General features: G+C 66.4%; 26 protein-coding genes. 7 read left to right on the top strand and 19 right to left on the bottom strand.

The features are described from left to right. Positions 1 to 250: 250 nt before the first annotated feature. The 15 genes from BM282_RS05095 to BM282_RS05025 form a co-directional block, all read right to left on the bottom strand. A complete protein-coding gene (locus BM282_RS05095) occupies positions 251 to 733 on the bottom strand; it encodes a PTS fructose transporter subunit IIB (RefSeq protein ID WP_089877515.1) in 483 nt (160 codons plus the stop codon). Then, positions 730 to 2,433 (bottom strand): phosphoenolpyruvate--protein phosphotransferase, encoded by a 1,704-nt coding sequence (ptsP, locus tag BM282_RS05090; protein ID WP_089877512.1) that lies wholly within the window; start codon positions 2,431 to 2,433, stop codon positions 730 to 732. Before ptsP ends, BM282_RS05095 begins: the two co-directional genes overlap by 4 nt. Before the next feature lie 3 nt (positions 2,434 to 2,436). Further along, complete coding sequence (gene ptsH1 / locus BM282_RS05085; protein ID WP_089877509.1) at positions 2,437 to 2,706, bottom strand: phosphocarrier protein HPr; 270 nt, start codon at positions 2,704 to 2,706, stop codon at positions 2,437 to 2,439. Beyond that, positions 2,706 to 3,170, bottom strand: coding sequence for a PTS sugar transporter subunit IIA (locus BM282_RS05080; protein ID WP_089877506.1), 465 nt, complete (start codon positions 3,168 to 3,170; stop codon positions 2,706 to 2,708). Before BM282_RS05080 ends, ptsH1 begins: the two co-directional genes overlap by 1 nt. 80 nt (positions 3,171 to 3,250) lie before the next feature. Next, complete coding sequence (locus tag BM282_RS05075) at positions 3,251 to 4,396, bottom strand: PTS fructose transporter subunit IIC (protein WP_089877503.1); 1,146 nt, start codon at positions 4,394 to 4,396, stop codon at positions 3,251 to 3,253. Between the two features lie 98 nt (positions 4,397 to 4,494). Further along, the gene (gene pfkB, locus BM282_RS05070; RefSeq protein WP_089877500.1) at positions 4,495 to 5,418 is read right to left on the bottom strand and encodes a 1-phosphofructokinase; all 924 of its coding nucleotides are present in this window, start codon (positions 5,416 to 5,418) and stop codon (positions 4,495 to 4,497) included. Then, on the bottom strand, positions 5,415 to 6,182 hold the full coding sequence (gene glpR / locus BM282_RS05065) for an HTH-type transcriptional regulator GlpR (protein WP_089877497.1): 768 nt from the start codon (positions 6,180 to 6,182) through the stop codon (positions 5,415 to 5,417). The genes pfkB and glpR overlap by 4 nt, the downstream gene beginning before the upstream one ends. A gap of 222 nt (positions 6,183 to 6,404) precedes the next feature. Beyond that, the gene (gene leuB / locus BM282_RS05060) at positions 6,405 to 7,373 is read right to left on the bottom strand and encodes a 3-isopropylmalate dehydrogenase (protein ID WP_089877495.1); all 969 of its coding nucleotides are present in this window, start codon (positions 7,371 to 7,373) and stop codon (positions 6,405 to 6,407) included. Then, complete coding sequence (leuD, locus tag BM282_RS05055) at positions 7,366 to 7,980, bottom strand: 3-isopropylmalate dehydratase small subunit (RefSeq protein WP_089877493.1); 615 nt, start codon at positions 7,978 to 7,980, stop codon at positions 7,366 to 7,368. Before leuD ends, leuB begins: the two co-directional genes overlap by 8 nt. Then, positions 7,977 to 9,398, bottom strand: coding sequence for a 3-isopropylmalate dehydratase large subunit (gene leuC / locus BM282_RS05050; RefSeq protein WP_089877490.1), 1,422 nt, complete (start codon positions 9,396 to 9,398; stop codon positions 7,977 to 7,979). Before leuC ends, leuD begins: the two co-directional genes overlap by 4 nt. Continuing rightward, positions 9,391 to 9,630: a hypothetical protein gene (locus BM282_RS05045; RefSeq protein WP_175501382.1), complete on the bottom strand. Its 240-nt coding sequence runs from the start codon at positions 9,628 to 9,630 to the stop codon at positions 9,391 to 9,393. The genes leuC and BM282_RS05045 overlap by 8 nt, the downstream gene beginning before the upstream one ends. A 5-nt stretch (positions 9,631 to 9,635) precedes the next feature. After that, the gene (gene ilvC, locus BM282_RS05040; protein WP_089877487.1) at positions 9,636 to 10,679 is read right to left on the bottom strand and encodes a ketol-acid reductoisomerase; all 1,044 of its coding nucleotides are present in this window, start codon (positions 10,677 to 10,679) and stop codon (positions 9,636 to 9,638) included. Beyond that, complete coding sequence (ilvN, locus tag BM282_RS05035; RefSeq protein WP_089877485.1) at positions 10,672 to 11,355, bottom strand: acetolactate synthase small subunit; 684 nt, start codon at positions 11,353 to 11,355, stop codon at positions 10,672 to 10,674. Before ilvN ends, ilvC begins: the two co-directional genes overlap by 8 nt. Continuing rightward, the gene (gene ilvB, locus BM282_RS05030; protein ID WP_089877483.1) at positions 11,352 to 13,106 is read right to left on the bottom strand and encodes a biosynthetic-type acetolactate synthase large subunit; all 1,755 of its coding nucleotides are present in this window, start codon (positions 13,104 to 13,106) and stop codon (positions 11,352 to 11,354) included. The genes ilvN and ilvB overlap by 4 nt, the downstream gene beginning before the upstream one ends. Positions 13,107 to 13,470: 364 nt before the next feature. Then, positions 13,471 to 14,715, bottom strand: coding sequence for a LeuA family protein (locus BM282_RS05025; RefSeq protein ID WP_089879396.1), 1,245 nt, complete (start codon positions 14,713 to 14,715; stop codon positions 13,471 to 13,473). Positions 14,716 to 15,083: 368 nt separating this feature from the next. Here BM282_RS05025 and BM282_RS05020 point away from each other — a divergent pair, with 368 nt between their 5' ends. Beyond that, a complete protein-coding gene (locus BM282_RS05020; RefSeq protein WP_089877480.1) occupies positions 15,084 to 15,371 on the top strand; it encodes a DUF5779 family protein in 288 nt (95 codons plus the stop codon). Positions 15,372 to 15,403: 32 nt separating this feature from the next. Here the strand turns inward: BM282_RS05020 and BM282_RS05015 are convergent, their stop codons facing one another. After that, positions 15,404 to 16,132, bottom strand: a complete 729-nt coding sequence (locus BM282_RS05015; protein ID WP_089877478.1) for a fosmidomycin resistance protein — start codon at positions 16,130 to 16,132, stop codon at positions 15,404 to 15,406. Positions 16,133 to 16,323: 191 nt separating this feature from the next. Between BM282_RS05015 and BM282_RS05010 the strand changes: the two genes are divergently transcribed. Both BM282_RS05010 and BM282_RS05005 read left to right on the top strand, forming a co-directional pair. Beyond that, a complete protein-coding gene (locus BM282_RS05010) occupies positions 16,324 to 17,010 on the top strand; it encodes a hypothetical protein (protein WP_175501380.1) in 687 nt (228 codons plus the stop codon). Between the two features lie 41 nt (positions 17,011 to 17,051). Beyond that, positions 17,052 to 17,471 (top strand): hypothetical protein, encoded by a 420-nt coding sequence (locus tag BM282_RS05005; RefSeq protein ID WP_089877475.1) that lies wholly within the window; start codon positions 17,052 to 17,054, stop codon positions 17,469 to 17,471. A 17-nt stretch (positions 17,472 to 17,488) separates the two neighbouring features. Here BM282_RS05005 and BM282_RS05000 read toward each other — a convergent pair whose 3' ends face one another. Next, positions 17,489 to 17,701: a ribbon-helix-helix domain-containing protein gene (locus BM282_RS05000; RefSeq protein WP_089877473.1), complete on the bottom strand. Its 213-nt coding sequence runs from the start codon at positions 17,699 to 17,701 to the stop codon at positions 17,489 to 17,491. A 97-nt stretch (positions 17,702 to 17,798) separates the two neighbouring features. Here BM282_RS05000 and BM282_RS04995 point away from each other — a divergent pair, with 97 nt between their 5' ends. Then, positions 17,799 to 18,125, top strand: a complete 327-nt coding sequence (locus BM282_RS04995) for a DUF5789 family protein (RefSeq protein ID WP_089877470.1) — start codon at positions 17,799 to 17,801, stop codon at positions 18,123 to 18,125. Between the two features lie 11 nt (positions 18,126 to 18,136). Here the strand turns inward: BM282_RS04995 and aglJ are convergent, their stop codons facing one another. Next, positions 18,137 to 19,138: an S-layer glycoprotein N-glycosyltransferase AglJ gene (aglJ, locus tag BM282_RS04990; RefSeq protein ID WP_089877467.1), complete on the bottom strand. Its 1,002-nt coding sequence runs from the start codon at positions 19,136 to 19,138 to the stop codon at positions 18,137 to 18,139. Positions 19,139 to 19,308: 170 nt separating this feature from the next. Between aglJ and aglF the strand changes: the two genes are divergently transcribed. The 3 genes from aglF to BM282_RS04975 are packed head-to-tail and all read left to right on the top strand — an operon-like array spanning position 19,309 to position 22,339. Beyond that, positions 19,309 to 20,055 carry a UTP--glucose-1-phosphate uridylyltransferase AglF gene (gene aglF, locus BM282_RS04985; RefSeq protein WP_089877465.1) on the top strand — a complete coding sequence of 249 codons (747 nt, stop codon included), beginning with the start codon at positions 19,309 to 19,311 and terminating at the stop codon, positions 20,053 to 20,055. Between the two features lie 56 nt (positions 20,056 to 20,111). Beyond that, entirely contained in the window at positions 20,112 to 21,284 is a 1,173-nt protein-coding gene (locus BM282_RS04980) for a glycosyltransferase (RefSeq protein ID WP_089877463.1), read from the top strand. After that, positions 21,281 to 22,339 (top strand): glycosyltransferase family 4 protein, encoded by a 1,059-nt coding sequence (locus BM282_RS04975; protein WP_089877459.1) that lies wholly within the window; start codon positions 21,281 to 21,283, stop codon positions 22,337 to 22,339. Before BM282_RS04980 ends, BM282_RS04975 begins: the two co-directional genes overlap by 4 nt. On the opposite strand, the gene BM282_RS04970 is transcribed toward BM282_RS04975, so the two are convergent. Beyond that, a complete protein-coding gene (locus tag BM282_RS04970; protein ID WP_089877456.1) occupies positions 22,306 to 23,760 on the bottom strand; it encodes a lipopolysaccharide biosynthesis protein in 1,455 nt (484 codons plus the stop codon). The genes BM282_RS04975 and BM282_RS04970 overlap by 34 nt on opposite strands. Positions 23,761 to 23,766 lie beyond the last annotated feature (6 nt).

The following is a 23,766-nucleotide window of genomic DNA, read 5'->3' as shown; positions in this document are numbered from 1 at the left end:
AGAGCTTTCGTTCCTGCACGATTTCCCGAGTACGACGCACGAACTGCGAACAGCACATATCGGTACTCGAATCCGTGTAAATCGGCGAGTCGGACGAGATATGACCACCGGCGTGTCTGTTCGGTTCTGTTCGTTTTCGAGAGCGTTCGTGACTGTTATCGACGCAGTGTGCAGCGAGCGCGCGAAGGACGAAGCGCGGAGCGCGGAGTGAAGCGGCGAAGAACGGAGAGCGGAGAGCGACGACGGCGGTTCAGGAGAAGAGTTTCTTCAGACGGGCGAACAGTCCCTTCTCGCGGTCGCCGCCGCGGCGTTGCTGCGTCGCCTGCTGCGAGTTCGTCTCCGCGGGTTCTGGGTCGGAGTCGGCATCGGACTCGGCGTCCGCCGCGTCCGAACCGCCGGCGGCGACGTCGACCTGTTCTGCGCCGTCGGACTCGGCGAGTTCTTCGGCCTTCTTTACGAGTCCTTCGGCGTCGTTGACGCCGTCTTTGACCGTTCCCTTCACGAGGGATTTACCCTCGAACCGGTCGCGGCTGACGGCCGTGTCGGCGGCGATGATGACGACGTCCGCCTCGGCGATGTCGTCGGCCGTGAGTTCGTTCTGCGCGCCCATCGCGCCCTGCACTTCGACCTTGATGTCGTGGCCGAGTCGGTCTGCTGTCTGTTCGAGGTTCTCTGCGGCCATCTGGCTGTGAGCGATGCCAGTTGGACACGCGGTGACTGCGACTAGCTTCATGATTGTGTGTTCTGTGTTAGCACTTGTTCGACTTCATCTTTGGTGCTGGCCGACAGTGCGCTATCGGCCAGTTTTCGCGCCGCCTCCGTGTTCGTCTCCGTCACGGCCTGTTTCACCTGCGGCACGGTGACGGCGCTCATGCTGAGTTCGTCGAGGCCGAGGCCGAGGAGGAGTTCGGTCAACTCGGGGTCGCCGGCCATCTCACCGCACATGCCGACCCAGACGTCGGTTCCCTCGGCGGCGTCGACGGTCGCGCGGATGGCTCGGAGCACCGCCGGTTGTCGGTAGTCGCCGAGGTCGGCCACGCGTTCGTTGCCGCGTTCGGCCGCCATGACGTACTGTGCGAGGTCGTTCGTCCCGATGCTGAAGAAGTCGACTTCTTCGGCGAGGTCCGCGGCCATGAACGCCGCGGCGGGCGTCTCGACCATCACGCCGAACTCGGGAACGGCGTACTCGATTCCCTCTCGCTCCAGGTCGTCGGCGAACAGTTCGAGTCGTTCGCGGGCGGCCACCACCTCGTCGACGGTGGAGACGAGTGGGAGCATGACCGCGAGGTCACCGCCCGTGTCGTGCGCCGCGGCGCGCAAGAGCGCGCGAAGTTGCGTCTCGAACAGGTCCGCGTCGGGACTGAGCGACCGCCGAATCCCCCGTTCGCCGAGGAACGGATTCTCCTCTTCGGGCAGGTCGAGGTAGTCGATTGGCTTGTCGCCGCCGACGTCGAGCGTTCGGACGACGACGCGGCCCTCGGGGAACGTCTCCAACGCCTCGACGTACGCCTCGTACTGCTCCTGTTCGTCCGGCGGCGACTGCCGGTCGAGAAAGAGGAACTCGGTGCGGAAGAGACCGATGCCGTCGGCACCGCGGTCGGCGGCCGGTGCGAGGTCAGCCCGCGTGCCGACGTTTCCAGCGACCTCTATCTCGACGCCGTCGGCCGTCGACACCGGGTCGTGACGAACCGTCACGTCGTCGCCGTCGACGGCGGCCTCGCGGGTCGACTCGTCGGGGTCCACGACGACGACGCCGTCCGTGCCGTCGACGGCGACCGTCTCGCCGTCTTCGACGTCGTACAACTCTTCGCCGACGCCGACGACGGCGGGAAGCGCCAGCGAGCGAGCGAAGATAGCCGCGTGGGAGGTTCGGCCGCCGGTGACCGTGACGAACCCGGCGACGCGTTCGGGGTCCAACTGCGCCGTGTCGCTCGGCGTCAGTCGCTCGGCGAAGACGACGCTCCCCTCGGGCAACTCCGCGAGGTTCACCCGTTCGCCGCCCGCGAGGACGCGAACGAGTCTGTCGCGCACGTCGCGCAGGTCGTCTGCGCGTTCGGCCATCCGACCTTCCATGCCCTCGAACTGCTCGACGAAGCGGTCGAACGTCCGCTGGACGGCGTGTTCGGCGGGGAGTCCCTCGGCTATCTTCTCTTCGACGCCGTCGGTTATCTGCGGGTCGTCGAGGAACTGGACGTGCGCGTCGAACACCGCCGCCTCGTCCTCACCGACGCGCTCTGCGGTCCGTTCGCGTTCGAGTTGCAACTCCTCACGTGCCGTGGTGCGAGCCTCCTCGAATCGCGTCGTCTCGGCCTCGGCGTCCACGTCTTCGGGGGCCGGCGGGTCGTCCAGTTCCGCGTCGGGCGCGTACCAGACGACGTCGCCGACGCCCGACAGTGGCGTGACGCCGACGCCGCCGAGTCGTCGTTCTGTCATCGGTTACAGTTCGTCCTCCGGTGTCGAAAGCACTTCTTCGAGGGCGTCGAGTGCCGCTTCGGCGTCGTCGCCCTCCGCGGAGATGCGGACCTTCTCGCCGCCGGAGACGCCCAGACCGGTGACGGCGAGCATGCTCGCGGCGTTCACCAAGTCGCCGTCTTCGGGGCCGACTTTGACCTCCGAGTCGTACTCGTTTGCCGTCTCGACGAACTTCGAGGCGGGACGGGCGTGCAGGCCGTCTTCGGGGACGACTTCGACGACGCGTTCGGGCATCAGTTCACCGCCTCCCGAACCGTGTTCTGAACCGTCTCTTCGTCCTCGGCGTTCAGGAGTTTCTCGCGCACGTCCTCGTGCATGAGGGCGCGCGAGAGCGAACTGAGAATCTGCAGATGTTCCTCGCCGCCCTCCTCGGGGACGAGAATCATGAACAGCAGTTTCGCGGGTTCGTCGTCCATCGCGTCGAAGTCGATGCCCTCCGAGGACCGCGCGAACGCGACGGAGGGAGCCTCGACGGCGGTGGTCTTGGCGTGCGGGATTCCGATTCCCATGCCGACGCCGGTGGTGGCCTCTTTCTCTCGCTCCTTGAGGTCCGCGAGTGCCGTCTCGCGTTCGGTCACGCGACCGTTCTCCACGACGAGGTCCAAGAGGAACTCGATGGCCAGTTGTTTCTCTGCGGGCGGTTCGTCTAACGAGATGTGCGCCGTCGGCATCAGGCGGTCGATTTCATCTTCGAGCATTTTCGTGCGAATATGTGAACGGGAAGAGTAAGGTAGTTGCGTTGTCGGTGGTCTTTAGTTCGATTGGTCGGTGGTCGTGGTCAGTCGTCGGACGCCGCCGCGCCGGACCCGGTGCCGACGCGTTCGTCGAAGTCGGGTTTCGTGACCGTCGCGATGACGGCCGTGACGAGAGACCCGATGACGATTGCGGCGAGGAACATCAACGGCTTGTTCGACAGCGGAACGACGAAGATACCGCCGTGCGGGGCGGGCATCGTCACGTTCAGCGCCATCGACATCGCACCGCCCACCGCGCTTCCGGCGATGATCGAGGGGATGACGCGGACGGGGTCCGAGGAGGCGTACGGAATCGCGCCCTCGGTGATGAACGAGAAGCCGAGGACGATGCCCGACTTCGCGTTCTCGTACATCTCGGCCGCGTACTTGTGCGGCGCGATGAAGTTCGAGATGGCGAGGCCGATGGGCGGGACCATCCCGCCGATCATCACGGCCGCCATCGGGGCGACGACGCCCTCGGCGATGAGGCCCGTGGCGAACACGTAGGCGACCTTGTTGACGGGTCCGCCCATGTCGAACGCCATCATGCCGCCGAGGAGTGCGCCGACGAGGACCGCTTGGCTCCCCTGCATACTCTGCAGGAAACTGGTCAGTCCGGCGTTCGCGATGGCGACGGGGACGCCGAGGACGAAGATGACGAGAGGCGACAGAATCGCCATCGTCAGCACCGGTACGATGAGCACCGGCATCATCGGCTGGACGAACGACGGGACGCTCCAGCCCTTTATCCAGCGAGCGACGTATCCGGCCAGCAGACCGGCGACGAGCGCGCCGAGATAGCCCGCACCGGCCGCACCGCCCTGCAGGCCGATGACGTCACCGGCCGCCTGCAGGACGTTGCCTTGCTGGATGATGTACGACAGCAGGAATCCGGGTGCGAGGCCCGGACGGTCGGCGATGGCGTACGCGATGTACGCGCCGAGGATGGGCACCATGATGGTGAGCCCCGCCACACCGATCTGTGCGAGGAACCACCCCATCGTCCCCGTCGCGCCGAACACGTCCTGGACGCCCGTTCCCGTCACGCCCGCCACCGCGTAGCCGAGGGCGAGGAAGATGCCCCCGATGGTGACGAACGGAATCATGTACGATACACCCGTCATCAGGTCCTCTTTGATCTTCGTCAGGTAGGACCGGTATGCGTTCTCCGCTGACTGCTTACGTGCCATAGTTTGCTCCCTCACGATAGTTACTAAACGTCTTCAAAAACACTTTCGGATATGCGCATTTGTGTTCGCTTCTGCGTCGAGACCCGAACTAACGAACATTAGGGTCGGGCGGTGGAGACGCCCACGTCGTCTCGCGTCTCGAAGACGCCCTCGAAGTCCGGGACGCTGGTCCCCGAGGCGGCGACGACGCGCGAGGCGACGGTGACGCCCGTTCGGAGCGCGGTCCGTTCGGACTCTCCGCGCGCGAACCCGGCCAGGAATCCGGAGAGGAGAGCGTCGCCCGCGCCGACGGTGTCGACCACGTCGACCGGAAGCGCCGCGGCGTGGTAAGTGCCCGAGTCGGTGGCGAGCAACGCACCGTCGGGGCCGAGTGACGCGACGACGAACTCGAACCCGCGTTCGCGGAGGGCTTGCGCCGCCGCGACGCAGTCCGCAGTCGTCTCGACGGCCATCCCCGTCGCGACGCCGAGTTCCTCGCGGTTGGGCTTGCAGACGAGGTACGAGGCGTCGAGTTCGGTGAGCGACGCCCCGCCCATATCGACGGCCGTCTCCCAGTCGCCCGCCGATGCGAGTTCGTCGACGTCGGCCGTGGAGACGCCGTTCGGAAGACTCCCGGCGATGACCAACCTGTCCGGGTCGCGGGCGCGGACGCGTTCGACGAGCGTCTCGACTTCGTCCTCGGAGACGGTCGGCCCGTCGTGGTTTATCTTGTACTCGCCCTCCGGACCGAGCACCGTCGTGTTCAGTCGCGTTCGGTCACCGATAGTGACGAAGTCGTTCGGCACGGCGTCGTCGGTCAGTCGGTCGCGAATCATCCGGCCGAACGGCCCGCCGAGAAAGCCCGTGGCGGGCGCGTCGACGTCTAGCGCCGTGAGGTACTTCGAGACGTTGATTCCCTTGCCGCCGGCGTCGAACTTCGCGTCGTCCGTCCGGGCGACTGCGCCCGTCCGAAGCGGTTCGGTCACGCGGACGGTGTGGTCGACGGCCGGGTTCATCGTCACCGTCAACACGTCGTCGCTCATTCGGGCGACACCTCCACGACAGTGACGCCCTCGTTCTCCAAGGCGCGGCGTTCGCGGGGCGGCAACTCGCCGTCGGTGACGAACACGTCCACGTCGGCGACGTCGGCGAACTTCACGAACGAACGTTTCCCGACCTTCGTCGTATCGGCGACGAGGACGACGCGGGCGGACTTCTCGACCATCAGCTGCTTCATCCGCGCCTCGTCCTCGTTCGGCGTCGTCAACCCGCCCTCGGAGTCGATGGCGTTCGTCCCGAGAAAGAGGAGGTCGAAGTTCGTCCGTTCCATGAACGATTCTGCAGTCGGTCCGACGAGCGCCCTCGTCCGACTGCGAAGCGTCCCGCCCGTCAACTTCACGTCGTTCTCCTCGCGCCCGAGTTCGACGGCGAGACGCGGCGAGTTCGTCACGGCGAGCATCGACCCGTCTTTCGGGGCCTGTTTGGCCACCTCTATCGTCGTCGTCCCGGCGTCGAAGAAGACGACCTGACCCTCGGTTATCTCTTCGACCGCGCGGGCGGCGATGGCTCGCTTTCCGGCGAGGTTCTGCACCTCTTTCTGTCCGTACGTCTGTTCTTTCCCGACCGTCGTGACGGGAACCGCTCCACCGTGTGACCGTTCGACGAGTCCGCGGTCCTCCAGTTCTCGGAGGTCACGCCGGATGGTGGCCTTCGAGTAGCCGAGTTCCTCCGCGAGGCCCTCGACGGACCGGCCGTCGTCCGCCGAGACGAGTTCCACGATTCGTCTTTTTCGCTCTGCTGGTAACATAAGCGTCAGTCGTACTCGGGAGTAGCGCCTGTTCGTTGTTAATTGTTTGTGTTCGATATACGTTCGCTCCTGCACGTTTCCCGCAGAAAATTCGTGAAGTCGTGCAGACACTCGACTGTCGGCCGGTCGCGGACGGATGAGACGCCGAGAACAGCGTCGAGAATCAGCGGTTCGGACGAACTGGGCTCGAAAGCGGGCGGAAAACGAACCGTGTCCGGTCGTTCAGTCGAGTCGGTCGACGATGGCCGCGGTCACGTCCTCGGTGGAGGCGTCGCCGCCCAAGTCGGCCGTGCGCGGGCCGTTCTCCAAGGTCGCCTCGACGGCGTCTCGGACCGCGGCGCCCTCCTCTTCGTAGCCGAGATGCTCCAACAGCATCGCCGCGGAGAGAATCGTCGCCGACGGGTTGGCGACGCCCTCGCCCGCGATGTCTGGGGCCGTCCCGTGGACGGGTTCGAAGAGCGCGTTGTCCGGACCGATGTTCGCCGACGGGAGGAGACCGAGTCCGCCGACGAGTCCGGCCGCGAGGTCCGAGAGGACGTCGCCCGCGAGGTTCGGGCAGACGACCACGTCGAACTGTTCGGGGTTCAGGCAGACGTGCGTCGCGAACGCGTCCATCAACACCTCGTCGGTGTCGACGCCGTTCTCCTCGGCGACGGCGACGACGCTATCGCGGAACCGGCCGTCCGTCTCGCGCATCACGTTCGCCTTGTGCGCGACGTGGAAGCCCTCGGGAGCGTAGTCGCAGGCGAACTCGGCGAGTCGTTCCGACGCCGAGGTGGTGACGACGCGCGTGAGCGTCGAGAGGTCCTCGGAGAGTCGGTCCTCGTGTCCCGAGTAGACGCCCTCGGTGTTCTCGCGCAGGAAGACGACGTCCGTCTCCGGGCGAAGCGCGTCGACTCCCGGGTAGGCTTTCGCGGGGCGGACGTTGACGAACGAGTCCACCGCCTCGCGAAGGGGAAGGATGACGTCCGCGGCCGTCTCGCCCGCCGCGCCGAACAGCGTCGCGTCCGCGTCGGCGACGAGGTCGTACGTCTCCTGCGGGAGTGCTTCGCCCGTCTCCTCTCGTACGGCGTCGCCCGCCTCGGCCTCGACGAACTCGAAGTCGCCGACGGCGTCGAGGACGGTGACGGCCGCCGGGACGACCTCTTTGCCGATGCCGTCGCCCTCGACGACGACTATTTCCTCAGTCATCGCTCTGGATGTACGGCAGGGAGTTCGCCGTCTCCTGTACCGCGCGGGCGTTCGATTTCATCAGCGCCGTCGTGTCCCAGACGCCGTCGACGAGTGCCTTTCGCTGGGCGTCGTCGACGGTCACGTCGACGGTGTTCCCGCCGTAGGTGACCGTCTCCGCTTCCACGTCCACGTCGATGTCGCCGTCGGGATTCTCCTCGACCCACGACTGCAGTTCCGAGATGGTCTCGTGGTCGGCGGTGACCGTCGGGATGCCGAGTGCGAGGCAGTTGCCCGCGAAGATTTCGGCGAACGACTCGCCGACGATGGCGTCGATTCCCCACCGCATCAGCGCCTGTGGCGCGTGTTCGCGAGAGGACCCGCAGCCGAAGTTGGCGTTGACGACCATCACCGAGGAGTCTTTGAACCGGTCTTCGTTCATCGGGTGGTCCTTCGGTTCGTCGTCGTCGTCGAACCGCAGGTCGAAGAACGCGAACTGACCCAGTCCGTCGAAGGTGACCACCTTCATGAACCGCGCCGGAATTATCTGGTCGGTGTCGATGTCGTTGCCGCGGATGGGAATCCCCGTCCCCGACACGTAGTCGACTTCCGGAATCTCCTCGGTCATGCGACGTTCACCTCCTTCATCTCGCGCACGTCGGTCACTTCCCCGCGAATCGCCGCGGCGGCGACCATGCGCGGGTTCATCAGGACGGTGCGCCCGTCCTTCGAGCCCTGTCGGCCGACGAAGTTCCGGTTCGAGGAGGAGGCGCACGCCTCGTCGCCCTCCAACTGGTCTTCGTTCATGCCGAGACACATCGAACAACCCGCGTTGCGCCACTCGAAGCCGGCTTCCTCGAAGACGTCCTTCAGGCCCTCCTCTTCGGCGGCCGTCTGGACGCGCTGACTGCCGGGGACGACCATCGCGCGGACGTCCTCGTGGACCTGTCGACCCTTCACGAGGGCGGCCGCGCGGCGCAGGTCCGCGAGTCGTGCGTTCGTACACGACCCGAGGAACGCCACGTCGATGGGGTAGCCCTGCATCGTCTCGCCGGGCGTCACGCGCATGTGCTCCTGCGCGCGGCGCGCGGTGTCCTGTTTGTCCTCCGGCAGGTCTTCGGGGGCCGGAATGGGTTCGGTGATGCCGACGCCCTGTCCGGGCGTGGTCCCCCACGTGACGACGGGTTCGAGTTCGTTCCCGTCGATGGTGACCACGTCGTCGTACTCGGCGTCGTCGTCCGAGCGGACGGACTCCCAGTACGGCTTCAGTTTCTCGAACTTCTCGGGGTCGTCGCGGAAGGCGTCCGTCTCCGCGAGCCACTCGTATGTCGTCTCGTCGGGGTTGACGTAGCCCGCGCGTGCGCCGCCCTCGATGGACATGTTACAGATGCTCATGCGGCCTTCCATCCCGAGGTTCTCGATGGCCTCGCCCGCGTACTCGTAGACGTAGCCGACGCCGCCGTCGGTGCCGAGTCGGCGGATGATTTCGAGGATGACGTCTTTCGCCTCGACGCCGTCGCCGAGTTCGCCGGTGACCTCGATTTTGCGAACCTGCTGTTTCTCCATCGCGATGCATCCGGTCGCCAGCACGTCGCGAATCTGCGAGGTACCGATACCGAACGCGAGCGCGCCGAACGCGCCGTGCGTGGAGGTGTGACTGTCGCCGCAGACGATGGTCATACCGGGTTGGGTCAGGCCTTGCTCGGGCCCGATGACGTGGACGATACCCTGGTCGCCCGACGTCGGGTCCGAGAAGTCGATACCCGCCTCGCGGACGTTCTCCTCTAGCTCCGACATCATCTCTTCGGCCGCGCCGTCGGCGTAGGGTCGCGACTGGTCGGCGGTTGGGACGATGTGGTCCACCGTCGCGTGGGTTCGCTCGGGGAACGCTACCTCCATGTCGCGCTCGCGAAGCATCCCGAACGCCTGCGGACTCGTCACCTCGTGGATGAGGTGCAGACCGACGAACAACTGCGTCTGCCCGGTGGGGAGCGTCGTGACGGTGTGTTCGTTCCACACCTTGTCGTACAGCGTCCCCTCACTCATCGCTATCACCGCGGCCGCGGTTCCACACCGCGTTGGCGCCGTCGCCCTCCCGCGGCGTGTGGTCGACGTTCGCCATGGCGTCCTCGTCTCGTCGCTCGCCGCCGTCGGTGACGGCCGGTCCGCGACGGAACGTGTCGCCGAGCGTCTCGTTCGTGTACGGATTCGTGTGGCTCACGCGTCGCATCTCTGTCTCCGTCTCCGTCTCTCGGGTTCGATTGTCGTTGTCGCTCATCGTACTCAGTCGTCAGCGGGCGCTTCCGCGGCCTCTTTCTCGTCCTCGTCGGCCCACGAGAACAGGTCGCGAAGCGGTGCACCGACCTGTTCGATGTGGTGGTTCTCCTCGCGGTCTTTCAGTTGCGTGTAAGACGGTCGACCGGCCTGATTCTCCGCGATCCACTCGCGGGCGAACGTACCGTTCTGCACCTCTTCGAGAATCTCTTCCATGTTCTCGCGGGCGTGGTCGTCGACGACGCGGTCACCGCGCGTCAGACCGCCGAACTCGGCGGTGTCGGAGACGGAGTCCCACATCTCGCCGAGGCCGCCTTCGTACATCAGGTCGACGATGAGCTTCAGTTCGTTCAGGCACTCGAAGTACGCCATCTCCGGGGAGTAGCCCGCCTCGACCAGCGTCTCGTAGCCCTGCTTCACCAGCGAGGTGACGCCGCCGCAGAGGACGGCCTGTTCGCCGAAGAGGTCCGTCTCGGTCTCCTCTTGGAACGACGTCTCGATGACGCCCGCTCGGGTGCACCCGATGGCGTGGGCGTACGCGAGCGCTTCCTCCTTCGCCGACCCCGTCTCGTCCTGGTAGACGGCGATGAGGCCCGGCGTCCCCTCGCCCGCCTCGTAGTTACGGCGGACGAGGTGGCCCGGCGACTTGGGGGCGGCCATCGTCACGTCCACGTCTTCGGGCGGGCGAATCTGGTTGTAGTGGATGTTGAAGCCGTGCGCGAACTGGAGCGTGTCTCCGGCCTCCAGTTCGTCGCGAATCTCCTCGAACACCGCCGGTTGGACGGTGTCGGGGACGAGGACGGAGACGATGTCTCCCTCCGCCGCCGCCTCGGCGGGCGTCGCCACGCGGAGGCCGTCGGCTTCCGCGGCGTCTCGCGAGGAGGACCCCTCGCGCAGGCCGACGACGACGTCGACCCCGCTGTCCGAGAGGTTCTGCGCGTGGGCGTGGCCCTGGCTGCCGTACCCGAGGACGGCCACGGTCTTGTCGTCTATCTGCGAGCGGTCTGCGTCGTCGTCGTAGTATACGGTCGTCGTGAGTTCGTCGTTAGTCATCGTAGTTCGTTGGTGTGGTCGGTTCGCCGGCGGTTCCGGGTTTCTCTCCGGGGACGGTCGCTTGGTCGCCGCGTGCGAGTGCGGTCTGACCGGTTCGGGCTATCTCGATGATGCCGAACTGGCGGAACGCGTCGATGGCGTCGTCTATCTTTCGCTCGTCGCCGGTCAACTGGACCGTGATGGTCCGCGGCCCGGCGTCCAGCGTCTTCCCCTCGTACATCTCGGTGATGGCGTGGACCTTGTCCGGTTCGTCGCCCTCCACCTTCAGGAGGACCAACTCCGCGCGGACGGCGTCGTCGTCCAACTCGCCCACGGAGATGACGGGCTTGAGCTTCGCCATCTGTTTCTCTATCTGGTCGATACCGGGGTCCGGTTCCTCGACGACCATCGTGATTCGCGCGTGGCCGTCGACGGTGGTCGGACCGACCGTCAGGCTCTCGATGTTGAACTGCCGTCGAGAGACGAGTCCCGCGACGCGCGAGAGCACGCCGGGTTCGTTCTCGACCAACGCGGAGATGACGGCGCGTCGCGGGTCGTGTTCCGCCTCGACTTCGGGGTCGATGCGGATACCCTGCGAGTTGCGCCGCCCCTCCGGGTGGGGTCGTTCCTCCGGTCGGGGGCCGGCCAGTCCGTGCTTCGGTAAGTCGGTCGTCTCGTTCGAATCGTCGGAGCTCATAGCTGGTCCTCCGTGAGTGCGAATTTGCCGTTCGCGCCGCCGGAGGCGACCATCGGGTAGACGTTCTCTCTCGGGTCGATGTGGAAGTCGATGACCGAGGGACCGTCGTACGCGAGGGCCTCCTCGATGGCGTCTGCGACTTCGTCGTAGTCGTCGACGCGCCATCCGCGCGCGCCGAACGCTTCGGCCAGTTTGTCGAACTCGGGGCACCAGTTGTACTCGGCGGCCATGTGACGCCCCTCGAAGAAGGCGTCCTGCCACTGTCGCACCATCCCGATGTACTCGTTGTTCAGGACGGCGACGGTGATGTCCAACTCCTCGCGGACGGCGACGGAGAGCTCCTGAATCGTCATCAAGAACGAGCCGTCACCGTCGACGCAGACGACCTCCTGGTCGTCCTCGGCGGCGAGTCGGGCGCCGATTGCCGCGGGCAGACCGTAGCCCATCGTGCCGAGGCCGTGCGAGGACACCCACGTCCGCGGTTCCGTGAACGTCCAGTACTGCGCGGCCCACATCTGGTGCTGGCCGACGCCGCTCGTGACGACGGCGCGGTCGGAGGTGGCCTCGTCGAGACACTCGACGACGAACTGCGGTTTCAGCGGTTCGTCCTCGGGCGTCGCGTAGTCCATCGGGTACTCGTCTTTCCACGTGAGGCACTGCTCGCGCCACTCGCCCGCGTCGGGTTCGGTCGCGACTTCGTCCGCGAGGCGGTCGAGCGTCGTCGCGGCGTCGCCGACGACGGGGTAGTCCGCGTGGACGTTCTTCGATATCTCCGCGGGGTCGATGTCGACGTGGACGACTTCCGCCTCGGGGGCGAACGAGTCCACTCCGCCGGTCAGTCGGTCGTCGAAGCGCGTTCCGACGGCGACGAGGAGGTCCGTGTGGGTGATGGCCATGTTGGCGTAGCCGGTGCCGTGCATGCCCGCCCACGAGAGACACAGGTCGTCGTCCTCGGGGAACGAACCGATTCCCGGCATCGTCGTGACCACCGGAATACCGAACTCGCGCGCGAACGCGCGAGCTTCGTCGGTGGCGTCGGCCTTGATGACGCCGCCGCCGAGGAGGAGCAACGGTCGTTCCGCCGCCTCGATGGCGCGCGCCGCGTCGGCGACGGCCGCCTTGTCGGGCGTCGTCTTCGGCGTCGTCGTCTTCGGCGTCTTCGCCGGACCGGGTTGGCGGTCCGTCTCGTCCATCGTCACGTCTTTCGGGAGGTCGACGAGCGTCGGTCCGGGGCGGCCCTCGCCGGCGAGGGCGAACGCCTCGCCGACGGTGTCGCCGACGGAGTCCGCCTCCGCCGCGAAGTAGTTGTGCTTCGTGATGGGCGTCGTGACGCCGATGGTGTCCGTCTCCTGGAACGCGTCCGACCCGACCATCTCGGAGGGGACCTGTCCCGTGAGGGCGAGGACGCCGTCCGAGTCCATGTTGGCGTCGGCGATGCCGGTGACGAGGTTCGTCGCCCCCGGTCCCGACGTGGCGAGACAGACGCCGGGTTCGTTGCGGACGACGCCGAACGCGTCGGCGGCGTGCGCCGCGCCCTGTTCGTGGGCCATCGTGACGTGGTGGATGTCCGAGTGCCAGAGGGCGTCGTAGACGGGCATGATAGCGCCGCCTTGCACGCCGAACGCGGCTTCGACGCCGGCGTTCTCCAGCGCGCGGACGACGGACGACGCGCCCGTGGTCACGGGTGTCTGTTCGGTCGCCTCGTCGGCCGGTTCGTCGGCGTCTTTCTTCGGTGGTGCTGGTTCGCTCATCGTCGGCCTCCGTGGGTGAGGGGTCGGTTCGGTCGCCGGTCGCGTGTACTGTCGTGGTGCTCCATCGTCTGGAAGGTCTGTGAGTCTCTCTGTGGCTGTGTGCCGGGCGAAACGTCGACGGTCGAGAGGAGAGAGTGAGGGGCTAGGCGGCCCCTACGATAATGAGCGACTGCGCGGCCGCCACGTCGTCCGCGGGGACTCCCGACGCTGCGGGAGTGGCGGACTGCTGTGGTGGTCGTCGTCGCATCGTACTCGGTCGATTTTCTCGCACCGTAATCAACGTTTCGCGGGACGCAAGCGTTGCGGGCCCACGGCCGGCCGCGCACCCGTGGCTCACCGTCGTGAGCGAACGGGGCGCGAGCCATCAGGCTCGAACCTCCGTGTCGTCCTCGTGTTCGACGCCCTCTTCGCGAGCGATTCGCGTCAGGACGTCCGTCGTCACGCGCTCTTTCTCCGCGCCGAAGTCCTTGACGCGGCGCGTGACCGCGCGTACTTCGCCGTCGTCGGGCGTGAACCCGGCGTCCTCCAGTCGCTTGCGAACCGAGTGCGCGCCGGTGTGTTTGCCGAGGACGAACTCGCGTTGTGCGCCGACCATCTCGGGCGTCATCACACCCGGCTCGAACGTGTCCGAGTTCTCGATGACGCCGGCGGCGTGGATGCCGCTCTCGTGGCTGAAGGCGTTGCGCCCGACCACCGGCTTGTTCGCCGGCACCGGGATGTCGCTCGCCTCCTCGACGATGCGCGACAGTTCCGTGATGCGCTTCGTGTCGATTCCCGTGTCGACGTCGTACAGCGATTCGGCCGACATGACGACCTCTTCGTAGGCGGCGTTGCCGGCGCGTTCGCCGATGCCGTTGACCGACACCTGCGCCTGCGCCGCGCCCGCCTCGAAGCCCGCCATGGCGTTCGCGGTGGCCAGTCCGAAGTCGTCGTGCGCGTGCACGTCGATGTGTGCGTCGGTGTGCTGTCGCACCTCGCGAACCAGGTCCGCAAAGCGCGTCGGCGTGGCGACGCCACACGTGTCTGGGATGTTCACCCAGTCGACGCCGGCGTCGTCGACGGCCGACAGTATCTCGGCCAAGAACCCCACGTCCGTCCGCGTGGCGTCCATCGGCGAGAACATGACCTCCACACCGGCGTCTTTTACTCGTTCGACACTCGCGACGGCGCGTTCGACTGCCTCCTCCTTGGAGGCGTGCATCGAGTCGGCCAGTTGGACGTCGCTGGTGCTGACGAAGACGTGGACCATCTCCACCCCCGCGTCGAGGGCGGCTTCCACGTCTTTGTCGACGACGCGGGCCAGCCCACAGACGGTCGTGTCCGTGGACGCGGCGATGTCGCTGACTGCCTCGAACTCGGCGTCCGAGTTGACCGGGAAGCCCGCCTCGATGACGTGCGTCCCCATCTCGTCTAGCGTCGCCGCGATGTCGCGCTTCTCCTCGTAACTGAACGAGGTGCGTGGCGACTGCTCACCATCGCGCAGCGTCGTGTCGAAAATCCGTACACCGTCAATCTCCGATTCAGTAATGTGGGCTAATGTGCCCTGGAAGAACTCGACCCGCCGGGGAGCCCGACGAAGTGTCCTCCGTGTGTCGTTGAGACATCGTATCACATCCCAGCCCCGAGACGTATAAAAGCGTTTCCCTGCTACCGTGTCACGAACGGTATACAGTCTCTCACGGTCTTCGAAGAGATACCACGAAACCGCCCGACGTAAACGGGTTGGGTAGGATACGAAGTGTACATATTACCTTATATCCCTCCCTCACCGTAACGAGTCAGAACATCTACTGTTGGGATTTTTCCGGGCCTGAATTTGTGAATGAATGGTTCCGGTGGCTCGCGCGCGCCGTCGATTGGACGAACGTGGACCACGAGAAAGAGACACGTACGCACGACCGTGTGGTGAGACTGGGTGAGGAGTTCCGCCGCCCGCGCACCGAATCCTTTTCGTCCCCCTCCGCAATGTGACCGGGTATGAGCGACTTCAACCTCGACCTCTCGTCGGCCGAGGACCAACTCGACGACGAAGACCTGAACGGAGACGTGGTTCTCGGCGTCCTGGACGGCGGCACGGAACCCCGAGAGTGGGTCCGACTCGTCGACGACGGTAACGTCCTCTTTCTCGCAGTCGAGGGCGACCTGAACGAGTTAGCGACCGGGTTCGCACGCGAGATAAAGGACATGGGCGGACAGCTGATGCACTTCCGGAAGTTCCTCGTCGTGACGCCGCCGGGCGTCGACATCGACACGAATCGGCTCTGAGCGTCGCGTCGGCGACGCCCGTTCTGCCACACTCACCGGCAGTCGGTGACGAACGTGAGGACGTGCCCGTCCGCGTCGCGCACGCGGAGTCCGCCCGCCACTTCGTCGGGGCCGTCGACCCACGGCCCGGCCGCCTCCGCGGCCGCCGCCGGGTCGGCCGTCTCGAACGTCAGGTCGACGTGCAGGCCGCCGCGAGCGTCCGCGATACCCAACTGCGGTTCCCACAGTTCGAGGTCGACCGGACCCGACAGACGGACGCGCGGGCGGTCTTGGCCCCTGTCGCTCACCTCGAACCCGAGCGCGCGGAACTGCGCTTCGGCGCGTTCGAGGTCGGTCACCTCCAGCACCACCTCGAAGATGCCCGTCAGGGGGAGGTCCGACGACAGCGGGTTCTCCCCGCCGAGCGACTCGGCGTCGTTCCCGTCGTCGATGCCGCCGATCTCGACGCAGTTGCCGTCGGCGTCGTAGACGTACAGCGAGTTGGAGTGCCCGAAGCTGAACTCCACCGGGTCGAGGTCCGACAGCGACGCCATCCAGTCGGGGTAGGCCTCGCGCGTCGTCGAGAACGCGTAGTGGGTGTGGACGCCGCCGCGAGGGACGTCGAGCGGACGGCGGAGTTCGAGCGTCGTCTCGCCGACGCGGTACGTCACGGCGGTGTCGGACTCGTCGGTGGGGGCGAGGCCGAGACGCGTCTCGTAGAACTCTCGGGCCGTCCCGAGATACTTGGCCTCCAATCCGAGACGGCACAGGCGGGTGAGCATAGCCCGCTCTACGCGAGGAGGCCCCAAAATATCGACCCGTCTCCCGCGGCCCGAGAGGACGAACCACGAACCGTGCACCACGAACTACACATCACGAACCGTGCACCACGAACCGCCAGATAAACCCCGCCGGGAGCGGCAACCCGCGCTTCGGCGACGAGGTTTATACTTACGCCGTCCTTCGTTCGGGTATGCCGATGAAGGGTCGCGGGACGGCGGAGTACCGAGTGATAGACCGGTGGGACGGCGGCGTCGGATGGCTCGCGTACCCGGACGAGAAGATGCAACGAGCGAGCCACGCACTCGTCGGCGACGACGGCGGCCTCTGGGTGTTCGACCCCGTCGACGCCCCCGGCCTCGACGAACTCTTGGCCGAGTACGGGGAGGTGTCGGGCGTCGTCGTCGGCCTGGACAGGCACGTTCGAGACGCCGGAAAGCTGGCGAACCGCCACGACGTGCCTGTGTACGTCGCCGACTGGATGTCCGGCGTCGCCGGGGACGTGGACGCGCCGGTCGAACGGTTCGGACGGACCCTCGCCGACTCGGGGTTCGAGGCGTTCACCGTCGTCGACTCGTCGCTCCCGCCGTGGCAGGAGGTCGGCTTCTACCACGAGGCGTCGGGGACGTTGCTCGTTCCCGAGGCCCTCGGGACGGCGTCGTACTTCTGCGCGCCCGGCGAACGCCTCGGCGTGCACCCGATGCTCCGTCCGCTCCCGCCGCGCCGCGCCCTCCGGGGCTACGACCCCGAACGCGTCCTCGTCGGACACGGCGCGGGCGTGACGGAGAACGCCGCGACGGCCCTCCGAGGTGCCCTCGAAGACGCTCGCAAGAACCTTCCCAGCGCGTACAAGAAGGCGTTCCAGAAGATGCTCTCCTAGGGCGCGGTCACGTTTTTACACGCCGGCGTACTACAGCGACTGTGGTCTTCATCACCCGAGGGCTCCACGACGCGCTCCTCGACATGGCGTCGGAGGCCGAACCGGAACGAGTCACCGTCGTCCTCGCGACGACGCCCGCCGAGGAGTTCGGCGACGACGTCGAGCTAGACCCGGAGACGCCGGTACTGACGCACTTTTATCTCCCCGAGGCGGGGCGGTCGGTCCGCGCCGTGTTCGGGATGGACCTCGGCACGCCCGCCGGGCGCGGACGCGCGAAGTTCGTCTCGCACCCGCAGGGACCGGCCGAACCCACCCGAGAGGACGACTTCGCGGCCGCCGTCCTCGTCGCCGTCCCGCCGTGGGACGACGCTTCGATGGACGCGTTCGACCGCTCCGGGACGCGCCTCTCCCTCGAAATCCTCGACGCGGAACCGCCGCGAGAGTCGCTCGCGAACGACTGAACGGGAACTCTCGGTGCTCAGCGGTCGAGGTAGCCCAGGTCCGCGAGTTGCTCTGCGATGTCCTCGAACTGCGCTTCCGTGAGTTTCCCTTCGCGCTGGTGTTGAATGACGATACTGCGGAGGAGGAACCGCACGAGGTCGCTCGTACTGGAGAAACTGGTCCCCTCTATCGTCGACTCGACGCGTTCGGCGAGGTCTTTCGGTATCGACACGGTGGTGTAGTCCGTCATCGTCGTCCTGTCACACGAACTCCCGCCGGTTAACAGATACGGACGGTCTCGAACGTAGTCGGGGGTTTTTCAACGGATGAGACCGTAGCCTCCGTCGATGGCTGCACGACCACCACCGCAGGGCGGGGACGAACCAGACACGCTCGAGTTCGGTATCGCCGCACTCGCGAAACACCTGTCGGAGGCGGACGTGACGTACCCCGTGACCGCCGACGAACTCGTCCGCGAACTGGACGACGTCGCGGTCCCGTACAACGCCGCCGGGGGAAGCGTCCGACTCAGCGAGGCACTGGAGTCCGTGCCGCAGTCCAAGTTCGCCAGCAAGGCCGAACTACTCGACTCGCTGCATCCGGTGTTCGAGGAGTACCGACGCTCGGCGTCGAACAACTTCCTCGGCCAACTCCGAGCGATGCTTCCGTTCTGAGGTCGCGTCTCTCAGTGGTCGCGTCCGTCCTCGCCGTCAGATTCCCCGCCGTCGGGGGCCACGTCGACTCGCCGTGACGACCCGGCGGACGAGTCGGCGTCCTCGTTCTCCTCCTCTATCTTCCGCAAGGTGTCCCGGTGCAGCGACAGGATGAGGTCCGAGAGCACCCCGAACATCAGGAGTTGCACGCCGAACAACACGGCGAAGGCGGCCACGACGGCCATCACCTCGTGTGAGATACGAACGGTCACCCACTCGACGGCGACGTAGAGGGCGATGACGAACCCGACGACAGTGGAGGCGCCGCCGACGCTCCCGAAGTAGAACAGGGGGTTGTTCGTCTTCGCGCGCCGGTAGAGTTCGAGGAAGATGATACCGCCGTCGCGGATGGGCCGCAGGTTCGTGTCCGACCCGTGGGGGCGCGGGAGGTACGTGATGGGGACGACGGCCGTCGGGATGTTTCGCTTCACGCACTCGACTGCCATCTCCGTCTCGACGCCGAACCCGTCGGCGGTGAGCGTCATCCGCATGAACGAGTCCCGAGAGAACGCGCGGTAGCCGGAGAGGATGTCCTCGTAGTCGTGGCCGTGGATGGTCGCGAACGCGCGGTTGACGATGCGGTTTCCCAGTTGGTTGAAACGCGTCATCGCCCCCTCGCGCATGTCGGCGAACCGGTCGCCGATGACGTGTTCGTACCCCCCATCGAGCGGTTCGAGCATCGCCTCCGCGTCCTCCGCCCGGTACGTCGCGTCGCCGTCCAACATCAGGACGTACTCCGCGTCGACGTGGTACTCGACCGCCTCGCGAACCGCCTGTCCCTTGCCGGACCCCGACTGGACGACGACGCGCGCGCCGTGGTCTCCGGCGACGGCGACGGTGTCGTCGTCGGACCCACCGTCGATGACGAGGACGTTGGTGAACCCCTCCCGGCGGTAGTCGTCGACGACGTCACCGATGGTTTCGGCCTCGTTGTAGGTGGGCACGAGGACGCAGACGGAATCCAATGGGGGCATCGGCCGGATTTCTTCGTGGCGAGCGCAAAAGGGTTGCTGTCTGCGGCGACGACGGGGACCCCTCGGGAGCGGAGACGGCCGCACTCCCATCGGCTCGCGGAGACGAGACTGAAACGCAGGCGGCGAACGCACACCCGAGATATATACGCACCGACGGAGAACGTCGGGTCATGCAAGCGGTGGTTCTCGCGGCAGGAAGAGGAACTCGACTTCGGCCGCTGACAGACGACAAGCCGAAAGGGATGGTCGAAGTCGACGACAAACCGATCATCACCCACTGTCTGGACCGACTGAAAGAACTCGGCGCGGACGAGTTCGTCCTCGTCGTCGGCTACCTGAAAGAGAAGATCATCAGCCACTACGGCGACGAGTACGAGGGAATCCCCATCACGTACGCTCACCAGCGCGAACAGAAGGGGCTCGCACACGCCCTCCTGACCGTCGAAGAGCACATCGACGACGACTTCATGCTGATGCTCGGCGACAACGTGTTCAACGCGAACCTGAAGGACGTCGTCCGGCGACAGCGAGAGGACCGGGCGGACGCGGCGTTCCTCGTCGAAGAGGTGCCGTGGGAGGAGGCCAGTCGGTACGGCGTCTGCGACACCAACAAGTACGGCGAGATAACCGGCGTCGTCGAGAAACCGGACGACCCGCCGTCGAACATCGTCATGACGGGCTTTTACACGTTCTCGCCCGCCATCTTCCACGCCTGCCACCTCGTCCAACCCTCCGACCGCGGCGAGTACGAGATTTCCGACGCCGTCGGCCTCCTGATAGACAGCGGTCGAACGATAGACGCGATACGGCTCGAAGGCTGGCGAATCGACGTCGGCTACCCGGAGGACCGAGACGAGGCCGAGCGGCGACTTCGTGAGGAAGCCGACGACGCAGAGAGCGACGACGCCGACGAGTAACGCGCCCGAGAGCGGTGACACGGGAGATTTTTCATCTCGGCGCGAAGAAGCCAGCTATGCGCCGCAACGCAGTCGCCCTCGGTTCGACGGCCCTCGCCGTCTGTCTGTCGGCTATCGCGCTCTTTCCGTACCTCCTCTACCTCGCGCTCTTCGCGCTCCTCCGACCGGAGGGGTCGCCGGCGGAGAAAGGCGAGTGGGAACCGACCGTCAGCGTCGTCGTCCCGACGTACAACGAAGCGGAGATCATCGAGACGAAACTCCGGGACGTGCTCGCTCTCGACTATCCGATGGAGAAGGTCGAACTCGTCCTCGCGGACGCGTCCGACGACGGCACGCCCGCGGTGGTTCGCTCGTTCTTCGAGGGTCGAGACGCCCCGTCGCTGACGATTCTCCACGACGACGAGCGACGCGGGGTCGCACCGGCGCTCAACGACGCGATTCGGGCCGCCTCGGGCGAGGTGGTGTTCCGAACCGACGCCGACTCGAAACTCGACCCGAGCGTTCTCCGAGTCGCCGCCGCGAACCTCGCGGACGACGCAGTCGGTGCGGTGACGGGCCGACAGACGGATGTCATCGGCGACAGCGACGTCGAACAGGACTACCGCGACATGCTCTCTCTCGTCCAGCGCGTCGAGTCCCGACTCGACTCGACGTTCATCTTCCACGGCCCCTGTTTCGCCTTCCGTCGAGACCTGTTCTCGCCCATCGCCGAGGACTCACTCGCCGACGACACCGAAATCGCGCTCCGAATCAGACGGGCGGGCAAGCGCGTCGTGATGGACCCGACGATGCAGTTCGCCGAGTCAGGCGTCTCGGAGTTCACGAAGCGTCGGACGCGGAAAGACCGCCGCGCGATGGGACTGCTCCAACTGCTCCACCGACACGCCGACGCGCGGTTCGACTCCTCCCTGGGGCTGTACGGACTCGTCGTCCTCCCCGCGAACTACCTCCTGATGGTCGTCGGACCGTGGCTACTCCTCGCTGCTGCGACGCTTTTCACCGCCGGCGTGTTCGTCCTCGGGGGGCCGTTCGGCCTCTGCCTCATCGCCGCCTTCCTCGCGTTCGGCGCACTCGGTCAGCGAGACGCACTCGGCCCGCTTCAACCCGTCTACGCGGTGTTGGACGCGCAGGCGTCGCTGCTGGTCGCCGCCCTTCGACTTCGAGGCGACGCCGACGGGACGTGGGAGATAGACCGCGAGTCGCGCGCGGCGTTCGAGAGCGAGCGATGAGGGTACTCTACGTCACCTCGAAGTACCCGCCACACACCGGCGGCGTCGAGACGCACGTCGAGGAACTCGCCGCGGGGATGGTCGAACGCGGTCACGACGTGACCGTCTTCAGCGCGGACGACGGTCCCGACGTGGAGACGACGTGCGTCCGCGACGGTGTCTCGGTTCGGCGGTTCGACGCGTTCGCACCCGGCGACGCCTACCACGCCGCCCCCGGAATCTTCACCGCCGTCCGCGCGTTCGACGCCGACGTCGTCCACGGCCACAACTACCACTCGCTCCCGCTGGCGTTCGCCGCGGCGGCGACGACGGACCCGTTCGTCGCGACGCCGCACTACCACGCGGGGAGCGCATCGGGGTTCCGAGACGCGCTGCTCCGTCTCTACGCGGCGGTCGGCAGACGCGCACTCGAACGCGCACGGCAGGTCGTCGCCGTCAGCGAGTGGGAGCGGCGACGGCTCGACGACGACTTCGGTATCGACGCGACGGTGATTCCGAACGGTCTCCACGTCGACCGATTCGCCGGGGCGGAACCGTTCGACCGCGACCGACCGTACCTCCTCTGCGTCGGCCGCGTCGAGGAGTACAAAGGCGTCCAGTTCGTCGTCGACGCGATGACCGAGTTGCCGGAGTACGACCTCTTGGTCGCCGGGAGCGGGTCCTACTCCGAGGAACTGAAGCGACGGGCCGAGTCCCGCGGCGTCGCGGACCGCGTCGAGTTCCTCGGCTACGTCGCCGACGAGGAGTTACCCGGACTGTACGCCGGTGCGGCGGCGTTCGTGACGATGTCGTCGTTCGAGGCGTACGGCATGACCGTCGCGGAGGCGTTGGCGGCGGGGACGCCGTGCGTGGTTCGGGAGGCCGGGGCGTTGGTGGACTGGGTGGGACGAGACGACTGTGTGGGCGTCGACGACCCGACGCCGTCTACCGTCGCGGCGGCGGTCGGACGGGCCGCGGGCCTCGACGCACCGAGCGAGTCGCTCCCGAGGTGGGACGCCGTCTGCGAAGAGACCGAACGGGTCTACGAGTCGCTGGTCTCCGACGAGACGAGTTGAGACAGCGTCGACGAGACGAGGTCTCTGAAGTGGTCGCTGAGGACGGTCAGTGCGACGAAGTAGACCACGCCCGCGAAGCCGACGACGAAGAGGAGGTCCAGCCACCCAGCGATGCGGAACTCGCGGGTGACGAGTTCGACGGCGACGAACATGGTCGCCGCCGCGACGGCCTGGTGGAACATCGGACGGGTGGCGACCGGTCGACCGAACTCGCGGTAGGCGACGGTCTGATACAGGACGAACCGGGTCAACTCCGCGATGACCGTCGCCGCGACGACGCCGATGACGCCGAACTCCCAGCCGAGGGGGAACGCGAGCGCGACGTTGACGACGACGGTGACGAGCATGACTCGGAACTTGAGTTTCGGTCGGTCCGTCGCCTCGATGAGCGCGTCTATCGGCTGTCGATAGGAGTTCAACACCTGAAACAGCGCGAGTCCGATGAGAACCGGGCCGGCGCCCGAGAACGTCGGGCCGAACACCGTGACCATCAGCGCCTCCGGAATCGCCAGCGCGCCGAAGAAGATGGGAAGCGCGAACAGGCCGACGTACGACATGGCGTTCTTGAGGTCGAACTCGACGCTCTCGCCGATGGACGACAGGCCGCTCATCTTCACGACGAGTGGGGCGGAGATGCTCGCAGCGAAGTACGCGGCGACCTGCGAGAGGCGGAGCGACGTCTCGTAGGCGGCCACGGGGTCGGTACTCACGAACAGGATGCCGAGGATTATCACGTCCATCCTGAAGTACGACGCCGAGAGCAGCGAGTTGGGGACGCTCCACTTCGAGAACGACCACGTGCGTCCGAGCGCTGTGCGGGACGGCATCGTCGGTTGGACGCCCGTGTTGACGAGCATAGCAACCGCGGTGACGATGGCCGCGAGCACGTACCCGCCGACGAGACCGTATACGGCGTATCCCATGAACAGGAACACGAGCTGCAGACCCAGTGTGAGTACGCTCCTGACGGTATCCATCCACGAGGCGCGAGCGGGGTAGCCGCTTCCCTCGAACACCTTGAACGCCACCTCGAACAGACCGAACGACGCGACGATGAGCGCGATGAGTACCGGTTGCTCGAACGCGTCGATGTACCGCTGGAGGACAGAGCCGAACAGGACGACGACGGCGACGGTCACAGCGGTGACGACGACGTGAGTGAGCAGTCCGATAGAGATGTACTCTCCTGCCTGGGTCTGCGCCTCGCTGATGCGCTTCTTCAGCGCCGTTCCGACTCCGGTCTGGACCTTCGCGATTATCTGACTGGGTGCGAGAAGAAGGTAGTACAGTCCCAACCCCTCCGCGCCGAGTTCGTTCGCGAAGATGACGACACCGGCGAAGCCGAGGGCGGCCATCGCGACCTTGGAGGTGACGGCAGAGAGCGCTTCGCTCTTGAGGTTCAGGTCGAGAGAGGACTTCACGAGCGC

The organism is Halogeometricum limi (genome assembly GCF_900115785.1).
GTDB lineage: Archaea > Halobacteriota > Halobacteria > Halobacteriales > Haloferacaceae > Halogeometricum > Halogeometricum limi.
Note: the sequence above shows the minus strand (reverse complement) of the source record. Positions and strands in the feature narration are given on the sequence as shown.